This window comes from Dictyobacter halimunensis, from assembly GCF_036245075.1.
This window is the reverse complement of sequence record NZ_BSRI01000001.1, coordinates 2,627,810-2,644,777: the sequence shown is the minus strand read 5'-3', so window position 1 is coordinate 2,644,777 and position 16,968 is coordinate 2,627,810. Positions and strand designations below refer to the sequence as shown.

17 protein-coding genes are annotated in these 16,968 nt (G+C 53.7%); 11 read left to right on the top strand and 6 right to left on the bottom strand.

Features of this window, described 5'->3' with window-relative positions; genetic code table 11:
• Nucleotides 1-171: 171 nt before the first annotated feature.
• From AABA21_RS10740 to arsM, 8 genes are all read left to right on the top strand, one after another.
• The gene (locus AABA21_RS10740; protein WP_338249663.1) at nucleotides 172-2,436 is read left to right on the top strand and encodes an ATP-binding protein; all 2,265 of its coding nucleotides are present in this window, start codon (nucleotides 172-174) and stop codon (nucleotides 2,434-2,436) included.
• Between the two features lie 44 nt (nucleotides 2,437-2,480).
• A complete protein-coding gene (locus AABA21_RS10735) occupies nucleotides 2,481-2,933 on the top strand; it encodes a response regulator (protein WP_338249661.1) in 453 nt (150 codons plus the stop codon).
• A gap of 3 nt (nucleotides 2,934-2,936) precedes the next feature.
• On the top strand, nucleotides 2,937-4,430 hold the full coding sequence (locus AABA21_RS10730; protein WP_338249658.1) for an ATP-binding response regulator: 1,494 nt from the start codon (nucleotides 2,937-2,939) through the stop codon (nucleotides 4,428-4,430).
• Nucleotides 4,431-4,448: 18 nt separating this feature from the next.
• The gene (locus AABA21_RS10725; protein WP_338249656.1) at nucleotides 4,449-5,321 is read left to right on the top strand and encodes a DUF4037 domain-containing protein; all 873 of its coding nucleotides are present in this window, start codon (nucleotides 4,449-4,451) and stop codon (nucleotides 5,319-5,321) included.
• Between the two features lie 10 nt (nucleotides 5,322-5,331).
• The gene (locus AABA21_RS10720) at nucleotides 5,332-6,018 is read left to right on the top strand and encodes a nucleotidyltransferase domain-containing protein (protein ID WP_338249653.1); all 687 of its coding nucleotides are present in this window, start codon (nucleotides 5,332-5,334) and stop codon (nucleotides 6,016-6,018) included.
• 499 nt (nucleotides 6,019-6,517) lie between these two features.
• Nucleotides 6,518-7,642 carry a glutamate--cysteine ligase gene (locus AABA21_RS10715; RefSeq protein WP_338249651.1) on the top strand — a complete coding sequence of 375 codons (1,125 nt, stop codon included), beginning with the start codon at nucleotides 6,518-6,520 and terminating at the stop codon, nucleotides 7,640-7,642.
• 252 nt (nucleotides 7,643-7,894) lie between these two features.
• Complete coding sequence (gene sigZ / locus AABA21_RS10710) at nucleotides 7,895-8,521, top strand: RNA polymerase sigma factor SigZ (RefSeq protein ID WP_338249649.1); 627 nt, start codon at nucleotides 7,895-7,897, stop codon at nucleotides 8,519-8,521.
• Between the two features lie 117 nt (nucleotides 8,522-8,638).
• Complete coding sequence (arsM, locus tag AABA21_RS10705; RefSeq protein WP_338249647.1) at nucleotides 8,639-9,556, top strand: arsenite methyltransferase; 918 nt, start codon at nucleotides 8,639-8,641, stop codon at nucleotides 9,554-9,556.
• A gap of 36 nt (nucleotides 9,557-9,592) precedes the next feature.
• On the opposite strand, the gene AABA21_RS10700 is transcribed toward arsM, so the two are convergent.
• Complete coding sequence (locus AABA21_RS10700; protein ID WP_338249645.1) at nucleotides 9,593-10,513, bottom strand: alpha/beta hydrolase fold domain-containing protein; 921 nt, start codon at nucleotides 10,511-10,513, stop codon at nucleotides 9,593-9,595.
• 64 nt (nucleotides 10,514-10,577) lie between these two features.
• Nucleotides 10,578-11,054, bottom strand: a complete 477-nt coding sequence (locus AABA21_RS10695) for a hypothetical protein (RefSeq protein WP_338249643.1) — start codon at nucleotides 11,052-11,054, stop codon at nucleotides 10,578-10,580.
• Nucleotides 11,055-11,299: 245 nt separating this feature from the next.
• Between AABA21_RS10695 and AABA21_RS10690 the strand changes: the two genes are divergently transcribed.
• Entirely contained in the window at nucleotides 11,300-11,776 is a 477-nt protein-coding gene (locus tag AABA21_RS10690; protein ID WP_338249641.1) for a pyridoxamine 5'-phosphate oxidase family protein, read from the top strand.
• Between the two features lie 61 nt (nucleotides 11,777-11,837).
• Here the strand turns inward: AABA21_RS10690 and AABA21_RS10685 are convergent, their stop codons facing one another.
• A complete protein-coding gene (locus AABA21_RS10685; protein ID WP_338249638.1) occupies nucleotides 11,838-12,170 on the bottom strand; it encodes a nucleoside triphosphate pyrophosphohydrolase family protein in 333 nt (110 codons plus the stop codon).
• 680 nt (nucleotides 12,171-12,850) lie between these two features.
• Here AABA21_RS10685 and AABA21_RS10680 point away from each other — a divergent pair.
• Entirely contained in the window at nucleotides 12,851-12,982 is a 132-nt protein-coding gene (locus tag AABA21_RS10680; RefSeq protein WP_338249637.1) for a hypothetical protein, read from the top strand.
• A gap of 362 nt (nucleotides 12,983-13,344) precedes the next feature.
• The gene (locus tag AABA21_RS10675) at nucleotides 13,345-14,547 is read left to right on the top strand and encodes a cytochrome P450 (RefSeq protein ID WP_338249635.1); all 1,203 of its coding nucleotides are present in this window, start codon (nucleotides 13,345-13,347) and stop codon (nucleotides 14,545-14,547) included.
• A gap of 33 nt (nucleotides 14,548-14,580) precedes the next feature.
• On the opposite strand, the gene AABA21_RS10670 is transcribed toward AABA21_RS10675, so the two are convergent.
• The 3 genes from AABA21_RS10670 to AABA21_RS10660 form a co-directional block, all read right to left on the bottom strand.
• The gene (locus AABA21_RS10670) at nucleotides 14,581-15,309 is read right to left on the bottom strand and encodes a hypothetical protein (RefSeq protein WP_338249633.1); all 729 of its coding nucleotides are present in this window, start codon (nucleotides 15,307-15,309) and stop codon (nucleotides 14,581-14,583) included.
• Between the two features lie 207 nt (nucleotides 15,310-15,516).
• Nucleotides 15,517-16,383 (bottom strand): hypothetical protein, encoded by an 867-nt coding sequence (locus AABA21_RS10665; protein ID WP_338249631.1) that lies wholly within the window; start codon nucleotides 16,381-16,383, stop codon nucleotides 15,517-15,519.
• Between the two features lie 70 nt (nucleotides 16,384-16,453).
• Complete coding sequence (locus AABA21_RS10660) at nucleotides 16,454-16,918, bottom strand: hypothetical protein (protein ID WP_338249629.1); 465 nt, start codon at nucleotides 16,916-16,918, stop codon at nucleotides 16,454-16,456.
• Nucleotides 16,919-16,968: the final 50 nt, after the last annotated feature.

The following is a 16,968-nucleotide window of genomic DNA, read 5'->3' as shown; positions in this document are numbered from 1 at the left end:
CTCCTGCGGAGTATCACGTGATACAATAAAGGTCATTGATAAGCAGATGTAGCCCGTAATATCAGAGAGGTATAGTGCGCCTGTCCAGGCATGAAGCCAAAGGGACACCTCTACCAGCGCATCATCTCAGTATTGGTACCCAACCGTATAGCAAGGGAAACGTAGACTGGCATGACATTTTTACCCGAACAACCAGAACCGATTGACCTGCAAGACTGCGCGCGCGAACCGATCCATATTCCGGGCGCCATTCAGCCTCACGGAGTCATGCTTATACTGGATAGTCACAGCTACCGTATTCTGCAAGTAAGCAGCAATAGCCGGGAAGTGATTGGGAGAGCGGCAGATGCGTTGCTCGGAGAGTCACTTGAGGAGCTGCTGGCGCCGGAACATATGGAACTGCTGCGTTCAACCGAACAGAGCCAGCTGGAGAACAATCCGCTCTATCTCTTCACCGTTACGCTGCAAGGCAGTACGCAGCAATTCGATGGCATTGTGCACACCGTTGGTCCGCTGCTGATCCTGGAGTTAGAGCCCAGCGCGAAAAATGGCGCCTCTGCTGTCACCACAGAAGATCTCTACGCCGCGACGCAGACCGTCTTCAGCAGTCTGCGGCACCTGCCCTCGGTCAAAACCATGTCGCAGCTCATTGTCGAGAAGATACGCCAGTTTACGGGCTTCGATCGCGTCATGATGTATCGTTTTGAGGCCGACGACCACGGAGTTGTCATCGCCGAAAGCAAGCGAGCAGACCTGGAGACCTTTCTGGACCTCCACTATCCCGAATCGGACATTCCAGCGCAGGCGCGTCGGCTCTATGTTCTGAACTGGCTGCGTCTAATCGCGAATGTTGATTATACGCCCGCGCCCCTGCTACCGACGGTCAATCCTCTGACACAACAGACGGTGGACATGAGCCACTCTGTCTTGCGCAGCGTCTCCCCCATCCATATCGAATATCTGAAAAATATGGGTGTTGAATCCTCGATGTCGATCTCGATCGTGAAGGATGAGCGCCTCTGGGGCCTGATCGCCTGTCATCACTACGCGCCTAAATATGTGCCCTACAACGTGCGCACGGCCTGCGAGCTGCTTGGGCGCGTCATGTCACTGCAATTACCCACGGTCGCCGAGCAAGAGGATACCGCCTATCGCTCGCGGCTGGCGGAGGTGCGCGCCCGGCTCATTGAACAGGCTTCGACGCACATGAACCTGGTAGATGCGCTGACCACCTCGACGCCCACGATCCTTGACGCCGTCGCAGCCACCGGCGCCGCCATCTGCATGGGGGATACCTGCCACCTTCTTGGGCAGACGCCCACCACCGAGCAGATCCATGACCTGCTATCCTGGCTTGAGCACCAGCCTGAGGACGAGATATTCAGTAGCGATTGTCTCTCAGCCCGTTATCCCGACGCCCAGGCATGGACGGCGACCGCCAGTGGCGTACTGGCGCTCATCCTCTCGAAAAACGCGAAGCAGTATCTGCTCTGGTTCCGACCAGAGGTGAAACAAACCGTGCAATGGGCGGGTGAGCCGACGAAGATAGCAACCCAAACGGAACAGGGGGTGCGCCTCTCACCGCGCAAATCGTTTGAAAAATGGAGCCAGATCGTCCAGGGGCATGCCCAGCCCTGGAACGAGAGCGAGGTGCGCCAGATGGGCAGCCTGCGTGCGGCGCTGATGAACGTCCTCGTCCATAAAGCCGAACAGCTGGCCGAGATGAACAGGGAACTTGAGCGCAGCAACCAGGAGCTAGACGCGTTTACCTATATCGCATCCCATGATCTGAAAGAGCCGCTGCGGGGCATCCGTAATTACGCGAACTTCCTCAAGGAGGACTACGGCCACCTGCTCGACCAGAATGGGACCTATCAGGTCGAAACGCTGATCAATCTCTCGACGCGCATGGAGAGCCTGATGAACTCACTCCTGTACTATTCGCGTCTCGGTCGCACAGAGCTGCCGATGCGAGAGAATGACCTCAACGAGGTGCTGGCAGACGCGCTGTCGCTGTTGAGATACAGCATAGAGAAGAGTGGAACCCACATCCATGTCGCGGGTCCGCTGCCCACGGTTTACTGCGATAGCAGCAGGATCAGCGAGGTCTTTCTCAATCTGATCAGCAACGCGCTCAAATACGGCAAGGAAGGCGAGGCGCGGATTGAGATTGGGGTTCTCTCCGAAAGCGCGCCCATACCCGAAGGAGTACATCCTCCCGTCCTGTACGTTCGTGATAATGGCATCGGGATTCCCGCGCATCATTATGAAACTATCTTTCATATCTATAAGCGCTTGCACGGTCGCGATGAGTTTGGTGGCGGAACCGGCGTCGGCCTGGCGGTCGTAAAAAAGATTATCGCGCTCCATAAAGGCGCGATCTGGCTTGAATCCCGGGAAGGGGAAGGAACAACATTCTACTTCACCGTGGGTTGAATTCTGTGACATCAAGCTGTCGATAAAAAAGGGGGATAACGGACATGGAACAAGAACAATCCATTCTGGTCGTCGAAGATAGCGATGAAGACTACTTCACCTTCCAGCGCATCCTGAGGAAGCGGGCCCTCAGGTACCCACTTGTACGTTGCCAAAAAGGAGAAGAGGCGCTCGATTTTCTACATCAGCGCGGAAAATTTGTGCAAACGGTCTCTAATCCGGGAAGGCTCCCCTCCTTGATCCTGCTGGATCTGAATATCATTGGTCTGGACGGGCGAGCCGTTCTCGCGGATATAAAGCAAAGTGACAAAGTAAAACAGATCCCCGTTGTCATTTATACGACGTCGGCCGATCCGCGCGACATCGATTATTGCTACGCTCAGGGCGCCAATAGCTATATCCTGAAAATAGTGCCATTCGAAACCCTGGGAGAGCAGATACAACGTATTTTCGATTACTGGTTTCGCCTGGTTCGCTTGCCCGAGAAAGACAGATAACATATGCTTGATCGCCAGATTAAAATATTGATTATTGATGATAGCCCTGAGGATAGAATGATTTTCCGTCGCTATCTGCAGCGCAACTCTTCTAACTCTTATCAATTTTATGAGGCGAAGACCGGGGAAGAGGCGCTGACCCGCTATGAGGAGACGCGCCCCGATTGCATCCTACTCGACTATGGGCTGCCAGATATGACCGGTATCATGTTTCTTCAACACCTCCAGCAACTTCCTCATCCGCCCATGACCGCGGTCATCATTTTAACCGGTAGCGGTGATGAAGAGATCGCGGTAAACGCCATGAAACAGGGAGTGCAGGATTACCTGATCAAGGACAATATTACGCCGCAGATTCTCCAGCACGCCTGCCTGAACGCGATCGGCAAGATGGAACTTTTGCAGCAACTGCATCAGCAGAACGAGAGCTTTCGCATCCTGGCCGAGAACTCACCTGACATCATCACGCGTATAGACCAGAATCTGCGCTATATGTATGCCAATCCTGCCATCGCTCTTCTGACGGGCCTGGCACCGGAGAGATTTCCGGGCAAAACGAATCAGGAACTGGGTCTATCGCCCGATAATAGTCAGGTCTGGGAACAGACGCTGGCGGAGGTCATCACCAGCAAGCAGGCGCAAACCATAGAATATCCCGTACAGGCGCAGGGCAGCACGCACTATTGCCAGACGCGGTTCGTCCCCGAGTTCGACACCCAGCAAAACGTCGTATCTATCCTGGGTTTCACACGCGATATTACCCAGTACCGCGAGCAGATACAGAGCAAAGATGATTTTATCAGCCTGGTCAGCCATGAGTTACGCACGCCCCTGACGGTTACGAAGGCGAACATTCAACTGGCGATGCGCCTGCTCAAAAAGATGCCGGGCAAAGCGCAGCCAGGCGAGCTCCAGCCGGCGCTGGACCAGATCATTACCCTGCTGCAGCGAGCGGTGCATCGACTAGGATTACAGAACCGGCTGATCAATGATCTACTGGATGTTGCGCGCCTGCAGCGCAGCAAGATCGAGATTCAAGCCACCCCACACAATCTTCTGGATGTCGTACAAGAAGTGGTCGAAGATCAACGCGCCAACGCCGTCAACCGCACAATCGAATTAGACCTCTCCACGGTTTCATCCCCACCGCTGGTAAACATCGATCAGAACCGGATCGGCCAGGTGATCGACAACTACATTACGAACGCGCTCAAGTATTCCGATAAGACAGAGCCCGTGATGGTGGGCGTCAATGAGGAGCCTGAACAGGTAAAAGTCTGGGTCAAAGACCGGGGACGGGGACTGAGCGAACAGGACCAGGAGCGCATCTGGAACCGCTTCTACCAGGTGCAAACGTCGAGCTCCAGTGGGTTGGGCCTGGGCCTTTATATCTGTCAGGCCCTGATTGCTCTGCACGGGGGCACCGTCGGTATTGAGAGCGCCCTGGGGGAGGGCTCCACCTTCTGGTTTCGGCTCCCCCTTATCGAGGCCGCATAGATGGGAATGAACCGCTCCATGGATAGCCTGCCGCCACGAGCAACAGCCGCCAGCCATACACGCTATCGCATAGCTCAGGAACTCTCAGAGCTCTGTCCGCCCGTGCTGGGACAAGAGATCGCCATTACCGGATCGGTATCCAAAGGGCTGGCTGACGACCCTTCAGACATCGAGCAGGTCTTCTACGTACAGGAGATTCCAGGCGTACAGGCACGCGATACCTGGCTGCGCCAGATTGGGGCCAGCGCGATCATCCATGATGAGACAACGATCGAAGATGGCTCGCTCTGGTCAACCTTTCGCTTCGGAGAGATATGGATTGAAGCGGGCTGGCAAACCTTCAGGCAACAGGAAGAACTGCTGCGTCAGATACTGGCCGCGCAGGTACTCGACCATCATCGCTTGATCCTTGGTGAGATCACATCGCATGCGCTCTCACTGCGCGGTGAAGGTCATCTTCCTCGCTGGCGACAGCAGCTCACACAATATCCGCCACAACTGGCACAGCGCCTGATAGCGAACGCCACGGATCTCTGGCAATTTCCCCATCTCCTCGAAGCGCGCTGGGCACTGGCTCAACGCCACGAACCATGGCGCCTGGCCGAGGTACTCCTCAGAGAACTGCACAATATCTTGCGCGTGCTCTTCGCGCTAAACCACCAATGGGAACCCGAATGGAAGTGGATCAGCCAGAGCAGCGGTGCTCTCGCGCTCAAACCGCATCATCTGATGGAGCGCAGCACGGCCATCTTCACCGAGAACGATGCAAAGCAGCGCATTGCGGCCTGCATCCAGTTAATCTATGATACACTAACCCTGCTACCAGTGGAATACGATGTCGCGCAAGCGCTCAACACGGTCCGTGAGAGCCTGGATCTACATAGCTATTAAGGAGTTCGATTTGCTATACCAGACATTGCAGCAAGAGATTGTTGAGGAAGCACATCAGCAGGAAGAGATCATCGGAGTCCTGCTGACCGGCTCGGTTGCTAGAGGCGACGCTGTGGAGGGGACCGATCTGGATCTCCGCTTCATTCTGAAGCCGGGTATCAAACGAGAGTTTCGATCAGAGGTGCGCCAGGGCGTCGTGGTTGAGCAAGGATATACGGACGAAGCATCCGCGCAGGCGAAACTTAAAGCCGACGCCATGCAGGTCTACGCCTATCTGGATGGGCGCATCCTGTATGATCCCCAGGGCGTTCTCGCTTGTCTGAAAGAGCAGGCGCAACAACGCTTTGATGGTTACAGATTGCCAGAGCAAGAACGGGTGAAGATCATCACCTGGCTGGAATCGTCTCGCTTCAAAATCCAGCTGGCCCTCAAAGCCGGTCAGCAGGTGAAGGCCGCGTTTGTCAGCGGGACGGTTTCCTGGCAGATTATCGAGGGTCTCTGGGCCGCCAACGACAGGCCGCTACCCCCCAACAGCTCGATCTGGCCTCATCTTAAAGATCTGACGCTGGGTCCCCCGGATGTGGAAGAGCAGCTCACCCAACTCTTCTGCTCCGAAACCCCGCAGCGCATCCAGCTTACCCTAAATCTGCTCAGCTGGATCCTATCACAGCTCAATGATGAAGAGCATCCTTTGTGACTTATCGCATTAATCACATCTCCAAATCCCTTTCTCAATTCAAAACACATACGAATACCTATCTGGCACAACGATACTGCGCGTCTCCAATGAACTGCCACCAGGCAAGGCCAAAAACTATGAGGCCGCGTTTAAAGCAATCTTGCAATAATGGGAAATCGCCTATCCCTCGCCTACCCGATAGCGTTATACTATCATAGGTAAAAAACGTCCATACTTGAGGGGGACTGATTAGGTCAAAGAAAACAAAAAAGCGTACCCAACAACACACAGGGCGAAGCTCCTGGTAGTCACGTTCAAGAAGCTTTTTGGTATTCAATTTCTTCGCTTGACTTTCTATTTCAGGGCGTGCTACTATCGCGCGGTAACGAATCTGGATATCATGGGCTTCATTGGCGACGACATGATGTTGATCGCGCGGCGGTTGCTGCCACGCAGTGATAAGAGATAGCCGCCGTCATTCTTCTGTGTGGATGTGTTATGTAGAAGGGAAAAACCGATGTTTCGCTTTGGCATTGAGCACGAGGTCGCTTTTCTCGATCGGCAAGGGCATTTTGTGGACTTTCTCTCGACCCCGTTTGCGACACTTCAGGCAATCGTGGATGAGCTTCCGCAATATGGAGGAGATGAAAAGCATCTGCGGATAGGGGACGCGGGTATTCGCGTCAAACGCTGGTATATTGAGGGATTCGAGCGCTTCAGTGAGGGCGGCGAACTGACAGATTGCCTGCCAAAGGGCATTGAGATTCGCACCACAATCCACTCGAGTATTGAAGCAGCGGTCAATGAGCTCCGGACCAATTTTCACTTGCTCCAGGCTGTGGCGGCGCGCCACGGTTTCCTTCCAGTATTAACGAGCCATAATCCCTACCAGACCAGTTTTGTCCCCGATCCTCCCCTGTGTGCCTATGAGCAGCAGTTGTTGCACCAATCTCCTGAGGACCTGAGCGCGCTGCTCTCGATGGTAACATACGGGCCGGACTTAAACTTTTCGATCGAAGCGCTGCCGGTTGAGCGTATGATCGATCTTGGACGCAAGCTCACCTATTACAGCCCGTATATCGTACCATGGAGTTTTAGCTCTCCATTCTATAATGGGCACCTGTGGGAAGGATTCTCGGTGAGAACGTTTCAGCGCACAGGCAGGCGCCCTGCGGTGCAAGTGTTCCTGGATCAGCCGACTGACCTCATCGAAAGCGATCCCTCGCTGACCAAGTTGGCTCGTTGCCCGGCAGAAATTGGTCGGATTGAGTTCAAGGCCTGCGACAGTTGCGCGGATTTTTCCCTCTACGCGGCGTTGTTGACGTTGCTCAAGGGGCTGGTCCTTGACCGGACACTTCCAGGGCGCGCAACGGTCCCGGATCGGGGGCTTCATCAGCGTGCCGCGCGTTTTGGCTTCGCGCAGCATGATCTGTTCACAGGGGCGCAAACAGTCTTGAACGCGTCAGCAGAAGCCCTGGGCAGTGATCCTGATATGCGCTTCCTCGCGCCGCTTTTCCACCTCCTCCGGCACCAGATCACACCTGCCCACCAGATGGTACAGGCCTTTCGTAGAACGAACTCGATCGAAGCGACCCTGCGTGAAACCTACCAGATGGCATTGGCCCTGAGCATGAGGAAGTAACGGCTGAACACGCGACCCGGCTTTTTTGCACCACCGCGCCAAAGCCGGGTCCGTACCTACTATCTTCTACAAGATCTGAGAGCCTGATGTAGCCAATTTGGTAACGAAAAGATGTATAGGTTAAAAAGCTCATGCTATTTGTCTAATTATGCTGAACTCAGTTAATCCTTACATACTGTATGCGTCTTTTCTATTCTATGTTCGTCTATACATACAAAAGATAAGCAGCTACAGAGAGAGGCTTTGACAGTCATGAGTGAAATACCCCACAGCCGACACGCGCCGCGGCTATCCACCGAGATGGCGTGGTATGCGCTCCATGAGCCATTGAGAAACTTTATTCGCCAGCGCGTCAGCGACGAGGCAAGCGTTGAGGACCTGCTGCAGGATATTTTCTTGAAGATCCATACCCATATCGCCTCATTAAAGGCGGAAGAGAAGCTTGAGGGTTGGGTCTACCAGATCGCCCGCCATCGCATCATCGATTATTACCGCACGCGGGCGCCAGGCATCGCACTTGAAACGGTGAGCGAGTCAGACATGCAACTGGTATATAGCGAAATACCAGAAGAGGACGTGCGGGCGCAGATCATTCCTTCCATGATGGCGATGCTACTCAACCTGCCGGAACCGTATCGCCAGGCGCTCTACCTGACCGATTACAAGGGACTATCGCAAAAAGAGCTGGCAAGCCGGCTGGGCATCTCGGTATCGGGAGCAAAATCACGCGTCCAGCGCGCCCGTGAAAAGCTACGCCAGATGTTGCTCGATTGCTGCCACTTCGAGTTCGACCGCCTCGGGCGTCTGATCGACTACCAGCCGCGCTGTACCTGCTGTGAGCCACAGAGCGCCCTCATACAGGTTTCCGTTCCTCGTTAAGTCCGGTAAAGAGCCCGTAAGACTTGCGTCCTTTTAGCAGAATTGCCGTCTATACCAGCAGTAAAGTACACAGATGAGCGCGATGCAACAATGCATTGCCAGGAAAGGATGCAAGGAATGAATAACACAGTACCAGAAGATGGGGAGCAGTTGCGCGCTGCCGTACGCGAGAGATATAGCCGTTCCGTCGGCTCCATTCTCACTAATCAGTCGGACAGCATCAATAGCTGCTGCTCAACCCCGCCATCTATACAGAACGCCGGAGATGCGGCCAGCACTGGCTGTTGTAGCACTGACTGTTGTAGTACCAGCCAGGCAGATCCCATCACAGGCGATCTCTATAACGCAGCCGAGCTGGGCACGCTGCCGATCGCCGCAGTGCTGGCCTCACGCGGATGCGGCAATCCCACAGCGTTGGCCGAGCTCAAAGAAGGAGAAAAGGTGCTAGACCTGGGGAGCGGTGGCGGCATCGACGTCCTGCTCTCAGCCCGGCGCGTGGGTCCGGGCGGTTTCGCTTATGGATTGGATATGACAGATGATATGCTCGCCATCGCCGAGCGCAACCGACAGGAAGCTGGCATCCAGAATGTACAGTTTCTCAAGGGCATCATCGAAGATATTCCACTGCCGGACAACAGTATCGACGTCGTCATCTCCAACTGCGTCATCAACCTGGCGGCGGATAAAGGCCAGGTGCTACGCGAGGCCCAACGCGTGCTGGTCCCTGGTGGACGCTTCGCCGTCTCCGACATCATCTTCCAGGGACAGATCCCGCCCGCGCTACGCTCCGATTTAGAGTCCTGGGCCGGCTGCATAGCCGGCGCGCTGGAAGAGAATGTCTATCGCCAGCTCCTCCAACAGGCCGGCTTCACAGACATCGAGGTAGAGGTGACGCGCCGCTATACCCTGGAGGAGATAGCCTCGGGCGGTGCCCGCGCGTCCATCTCAGCCCTGAACGATGAGGAGCGGCAGCAGACGGAGGGCAAGTTCGTCAGCGCCTTTATCCGTGCCCGCAAGCCTGCGTCGCAGGCGTAGCCGCCGTCCCGGTTATCCAGTCAGGGCGGCCCAGGACTAGGCTTTGCCCATATCAAAATATTTCTCGCAGTAGGCCGCGGCCTGGTCCAGCGCACGTTCTCCTTCGCGGAAGGCTGCGGGAAATAGTTGCCAGCCATGGCACACGTCAGACCAGCTTAACGCGTGAGCCCGCACTCTCTGAGCGCGGGCCCGCTCCCATAATCGGTCGGCATCATCATGCACGAGCTCGTTCTGCGCCACGATCAACAAAAGGGGCGGAAGACCATGCAGATCCGCGTGCAGCGGAGAGATCAGTGGATGACTCCGCTCAGACGGCTGGCAATAGTGCTGGGCGACAAACTCCAGCATTGCCGAGTTGAGCACGATATCGGTGGCTATATCCGATCTGGATTGCAAATGCGCCGGCGTCAGATCCAGCAAGGGTGAAAAGCAAGCGCCTACTATCGGCAGTGGTGCATCCTGATCGCGCAGCACCTGCAGCAGCGCCAGCAGCAGGCCACCACCCGCGCCAGAGCCCACCAGCGCGATCCGCCGGGGCGCGAACCCCTGAGAGATAAGCCAGCGATACGCGGCCAATGCGTCATCAAGAGCGGCTGGAAAGGGATGCTCGGGTGCCAGCCGATAGGCAAACTGCAGCACACATGTCCTAGATAGCTCGGCCAGCCGGGTCACGGCAGCGCGATCCGTCCTCATCGATCCGCACACATAGGTACCGCTGTGGAGATACAGGATCGCACGTCCCTCCTCGGCCTGCGCGGGCACAAACCATTCAGCTGGCATAGCATCGATGCTCAATGGTTCAATAGCCACAGTATCAATCGGCTCAATCAGCTCTGACAGCGCCTCAAAGGCGGCTCGATACCGGGTCAGGCTGATGTCAGCCACCGAACATCCATGGAGCGGCTGAAAACATCGCTGAATAGACCGCCGCAGCTGCGCGGCACGCTGCTCATCCATGTTACATTCCCCCTGTCTGCTACTTTTACTGAATCGACAAATTAACACTGAATTAAGTATGCAATCAATGAAAAAGCTCTTCAATTCCAAGAGGGATAGAACAGTTCAATAAAGGCCAACCAGAGCAGTGACTGAGCGTCATACTGATCACAATCACCATAATTGGTGCCAGGACACCGATCACGGAGAACCCAAACCCCCAGCTCGCCCGTATTCTGTGGGTAAATGATTTGCGACCAAACAGGGATAAGAGAAGACCAACAATTGCGAATGGTGGACTGAAGAGATAGATCGTGTTGACAAAGAAAAAACTGACCGTGCCGAAGATATATCCAGCAGTGGCCAATCCTGCATATGGATCTGGTACGGGTTTCTGCTCACCAGCGTTTGTCTTGATCGATTGGATGCTCATGCACAAAAGCATCACCATGGCTGACATCCACATAGGGATGCCTATAGAGGGAAAATCATGATAGACATATGCACCAAATACGAAGAGTACAATAACAATTGTAAAAGTGAAGAGTACTTGTCGTTTCATCGGCAATCTGGCGCTTCTTACCTCCCTGTTTGCGCAAGTACTATATAGAAAATAGAAGCGCTATTCCTATTCGCCTATTCTTCTTAAAGATGAGTATATCAGAAACATCCTGAATAAGCGAGCAATAATACGCATTAATCCATGACGATATAGTGATTATTTTGTGATGTCCTCAACTGGTTTGTGAGTCAAATGAGAAGCCAGCACGGCATAGTATCCATATATAGTACAGAAAGGACAAAACGATGCTAGGCGAACTCAACCAGGACCAGATCGATCGCTTGTTAGGCAGCCAGACCTTCGGGCGCATTGGTGTCTCCGATCAGAACAGGGTCTACATCATTCCCATTAATTATATTTTTGACGGCACCTACATATATGCACACACCCTACCGGGCACCAAGCTGCAATTGATGCGCAGCAATCCAGAGGTATGCCTGCAGGTAGACAAAATCAAGAACGGCTCAACCTGGCAGAGTGTCCTGGCCTGGGGCACTTTTCAGGAATTGTCGGGAGAAGAGGCCGCGAAGGTCTGCCACCAGCTCGGCAAACAGTTCACCAGCCTGATCGCCAGCGGCTACGCCCTCCACGAGATGCGCGCAAGTGATAATCACGGCATGCCTCGTGCGATCATCATTTATCGCATCAAGCTCAGTGAGAAAACGGGACGCTTTGAACAGCCCGAAGAGGCCGAAGTCTATCCCCCCGAGACGCGGTCTTAGCCCACCATCTAAACAGAAAGACCCCACCGGGACCGCAAGGATGCGTCCCATCGGTACTTATCTATGATTCGGAGATGAAGCCCTCGCGCAACTTGACCTGATAGGAATAATCGATGGCGTCCTTGAGCTCCTGCTCGACACCATAGTAGCGGGCGATGGTGAGCGCGCTACGGATCACGTCCTGCACCTCTTTGGCCAGGGCCGCCTTGTCGGGTGGACCATGCTTCTGATGCTTGACACCACTGGCTTCAAAGTGATTGACCGCGCTGGCCAATTCACCGGACTCCTCACACAAACGCGTGATGATCTGAAAAGGATCATTGCCGGCGGGAAACTTTCTGTTATACGCATCGGTGGTCAGAATCAGCTTCTCATAATAGTCAGGTTCATGCATGCTTTGGATTCCTTTTCAATGCACATACAATTTTTTTACACATAATAACCTATAAATCGTTAAAAAAGATAACATCTTTCCCTACAAGAGCCGCATCAACGCAAAAGCTTGCCATCCATTGATCCATCCTTCTCTGGGAACGGTTATATGTTTAAAGAGACGTATGCGCCCAGGTACGGAAAGCTGGGGCAAGCCCAGCACCTACGGGGCATTTGCGTTTTTCTTGTTGCCTTTCTCTATGCAAAAAAAGGCGGATACCCAATTTTGTTCTCCAGGGCTGTTATAGCCATCCCCTCTACCAACGACAAAGAATATAGCAGTGGGAAGTAGCGCAGATAAAATGTTTCATTTATTGAAAAATATATTTGAAGGGCATATTTATACTGAAAAAAGTGATGAATAGTCATTTCATCATCCAAATAGAGATATCTCATATCTTGTCATGAATAGGAGAGATCAAATGCGATATATTCTTTTGCGGTTGCTCCTGGCGCTATTATGCAGTGCTGTGATGATGACATCCGGGGTTGCATTTGCGCATGAGTATAGACTCTCGCCAGGCACATTTTCTCCGGGTCATTTTCCGCCGGGCAACTTCCCTCCGAGCAATCACCCCCCAGGCGGCTTGCAACAGAATGGCTTTATCATCGTACAAACCGCCACATCCACGATTCCCAACAATGTTGCTGTGGATTTACCTGTTACATGTCCGGCAGGCCGGATCGCCACAGGTGGGGGTGGCGCTATCGGAGCAGGTGGAGGCGCAGGGATATTTCTCTCCACGACCGGCCCATTTCCCGCGACAACTGTGAATAATCCCACAGGATGGCACGTTATTGTGGAAAATGCATCAGGTGTTAATCAACCAATAACCGCCTGGGTACTGTGCGTACGAGGCAGTTAAAACTCCTCAGTCAAATAAATAGAAAGCCTGCTAGCTACCATATCCTCGTAGCTAACAGGCTTTCTATTTATTTGTTATTGACGCTGACCTGGACATGATTACCACTTATACATCCATGCTGTCTATGGCGTTGATTATTTGTGGGATCAATATGTGCAATGTATCGGTTGAGTTGTGATGACTTGGCGAGTACTCAAGAGATGGTTATATATATTGTGGTTGAGGTGAGAGATCAGAGATGGAAACCAGTTCACAAAGGAGCGATGTACCATGGCTGTATCGTCTGTAAATCTTTTAGAGCAGGTGCTCAACTACACTAATCGCGCCAATCCCTATCCCATTTATGCCAGGATGCGTGAGCATCCGGTCCAGCTACAGGCGGATGGGCGCTATATTGTGAGCAGCTACCCGCTGGTGGATATGGTCTTCCACGATCCACAGATGAGCGTGGATATGCGCAAGAGCAATGAACCGGGCATCCGTTTAGAGCAGGAGGAGCCCCCCTTTGTCTTTCTCGATCCCCCTAAACATGATTGGCTGCGCCAGCTGGTAGCGAGCAAGTTTACGCCCGGCTTGATCGATAGCATGCAACCGCGACTGGAGGAGATTGTTACGCAGCTGCTGAACGCACAGAGCGCCAATCAGCGCATGGATATTGTGGATGACCTGGCCTATCCGCTGCCGGTAACCGCCATTTGCGAGCTGCTCGGCGTGCCGCGCGCCGACGAGCCCAGGTTCCACACCTGGTCCCGCATGTTCATCAAAGGCACCCATCTTGGCAGAGATACCGCCGCCGCGCAGGAGGCCAGACAGGGGAGGGACGCGCTCAACCAGTATATGGGAGAGCTGATCGATAAGCTGCAGCGCCAACCGGGTCCCGGCCTGCTCTCGGCCATCATTCACGATACCGACCACAAGCAGCACATGAGTAGAGCCGAGCTGATCACAACGGCGGTGCTGCTGCTGATCGCCGGGCACGAAACCACGGTCAACCTGATCACCAACAGCATGCTCACGCTCCTGCGTCATCCGCAGGCGTTCGAATTGCTGCGCCGTCAACCTGAAGAGATTCTCCCCAACCTGATCGAGGAGGTGCTGCGCTACGAGCCGCCCGTTCAATTCACGCTTCGCACGCCGTTGATCGACGTCACGCTGGGCGGGGTAAAGATCCCCAAAGGGGCCATCGTCATGGTCATGACCGCGGCGGCCAACCGCGACCCGGCGCGGTTTGAAAATCCGGATCGCTTTGATCCGCAGCGCCAGAACATCGAGCACTTCGGCTTTGGTGGCGGCATCCATTACTGTCTCGGGGCGCCCCTGGCAAGGCTCGAAACCTATATTGCCCTCAGATCTCTGGCCCGGCGCCTGCAGAGTCCCAGGCTGCTGCAGGACCCGCCAACCTATCGCGAAAGCCCGATCCTGCGTGGTCCCCTCCACTTACCCATCGGTTTTGAGAGCATGCGCGTTGTATAGCTGAGCGATGCACCCTAGAATAGGGGAAACCAACTAACACAGATCGGACAGCGGCAGACCCGTGCGGGCAACCACCAGGGCGTTGAGATCCTGAATCTGCTGTTGATATTGCGTCAGTGGAATGGTGGGCGTCATCTGCGGCAGAATGGCAGATGAATGGTGGACGATATCGGTCCAGCGCACGATATCGGTCATGCTGGACAGCTCATAGGTTAGCGAGGACTGGTTGCGCTGCGCTCCCAGGCTGTAATAAACGGCAAAGAGGCGCGCATCCTGCCAGCGCACAAAACTGTGTTGCCTCCCCATGTTCATCTCTATCCCTACTTCGCTCACCTCAACGACATGATGTTGGCTACGCATCAACAAAACCGGCAAAAGGGCAATAACACAGGCGGCCACGAAAGTCCCACCAATGAGCAGTGGACTGGGGAAAGTAATCTGGTAGCCAGAACAGACGACAGTTACCCACCAGCCCAGAAAGCCACAATATAGAAAGAAGAAAACCCATATCAGCGCAATGAGCCGCGCCATGGGCCGCAATTTGTAGCCCAGCGTAAATGTACAGGGCAGCGCCAGAGCAGCCGCATTAGCAACAGGTTGCTCGTTCGCCAGCAGCGATCGATCTCCCCTGACGGTCGCGATGCGACGCTGCTCAATACGTCTCCAATAGCGCCACTGCTGGAAGTTCAATACAAAATTGAGTGAATTAATCAATAAAATACCTATGAATGGAACCTCACCAGCTAAAATTTTGATAGCCATATCTTCATGGGATTGGAGACTCGCAAAAGCCATCGCTAATAATACAATGAAAAATAGAAGAAGCATAGCCATAAAAACTGAGTATAAGATGAATAGCATTTTGAAAGTCGAAAGCAACGGATTAGCGCGAATGGGCATGAACGACGATGACACCATAGTATCCTCCTTGAACACACTTTTTATGATGGGACCAGGTAGGGAATCTAGCTAGCGCAGATCGGACAGCGGCAAACCTGTGCGGGCGACGATCAGTTCATTGAGCGCCCGCACCTGCTGCGATGACTCATCAGCAGGTACCGTGTACGGACTCTCCTCTGTAGACAGACCCGCAGGGCTGGGAAAGACGGTCCAGCGCACGATATCTCTGGCGCTGGATAGCTCATACGTCGCCCCCGATGCATTCAGGTTTTTATACATAGCAAACAGGCGCGCCTCCTCCCACTTTACCAGGCTGCTATCCATCCTTATCCCTTGTTCGGTTGCTACGATCTTGATCCTGGCAGCAGCGGAACGTAGCCATCTAAACAGGAGCCATGCAAGCAGGATAAGAAGCACGAACATAAACAGGAAATCATACAAACGATTCTGCGAAATAACTGTAAGTAGATCACCGCTCCAGGCACATAACGCGGAGATAACGATAATGTAGGCCAGCACCGACCCGATAATCTTGAAGCGTTCCCTACCCTTCGGCGGTGTATAGGCGCGCAACGTTATAGTCGCGGGTAAATCGAGAGCCTCAAGGTTGGCGACCGGCTGCTCAGCGGCATCCCAGACATGATCATTAAGAACCGCCGCCTGGCGACGCTGCTCGATCCACTGCCAGTAGAAAAGGGTCGCCCTGGTCGAAACATATGAGAAAATAAACATGAACTCAATAAATAGCCACCAGAAAATCGACCTGTTATGGGCCAGGAAATCCTCAAGTGGTGGCCTCAGCAGAAAAAAAACAACGACATAAGCCAGCAAGATAGTTGAGCAACAGACAATGGTGACCATACTCATGGTGCAGTTTAGCCTGTATCTTCTGAGATCGGGATTCTTTTTAATAGGGCTTGCCGATACATCTCGCATTGAATATTCCTTATAGCATATGAGTTCTCATTTCATGAAGCTTAGTTTAAAATCAGCTATCTATCATGGGTCAACGTTTTTGTGGGAGATTATCCAACGCGAACTCGTTGCGCAGATCGTAGAGCGACAGGCTCGTGCGGGCGACCACCAGGGCGTTGAGCGCCTGGATCTGCTGTTGGTACTCTTGCTGTGAGATATCGGGTGTCATGTGAAGCAGGCTCAGGACCGGATGGCGGACAACTGCGGTCCAGCGCACAATGTCGGTCGCGCTGGAGAGTTCGTAGGTCAACGAGAACTGATCATCGCGCGCGTTAAAGCTGCGATAGACGGCGAAGAGGCGCGCATCCTGCCAGGGTACATACCCTGACTCGCCTCCTCCATATGTCGTTATACCTGACTGGCTAACCTCGATGGTGCGCCTCTGTTCACGCAAAGCGGAGATAAACAGGATCAACAGAAGGCAGATTATCACCACTGCCACCACAATAAACACGGCAGGATACTTGGTGATCAGGTCCAGCAAGGTATTATTCATCCAGGCCACAAAACTCATATATACGATGAAGAAGATCAAGACTATGCCGA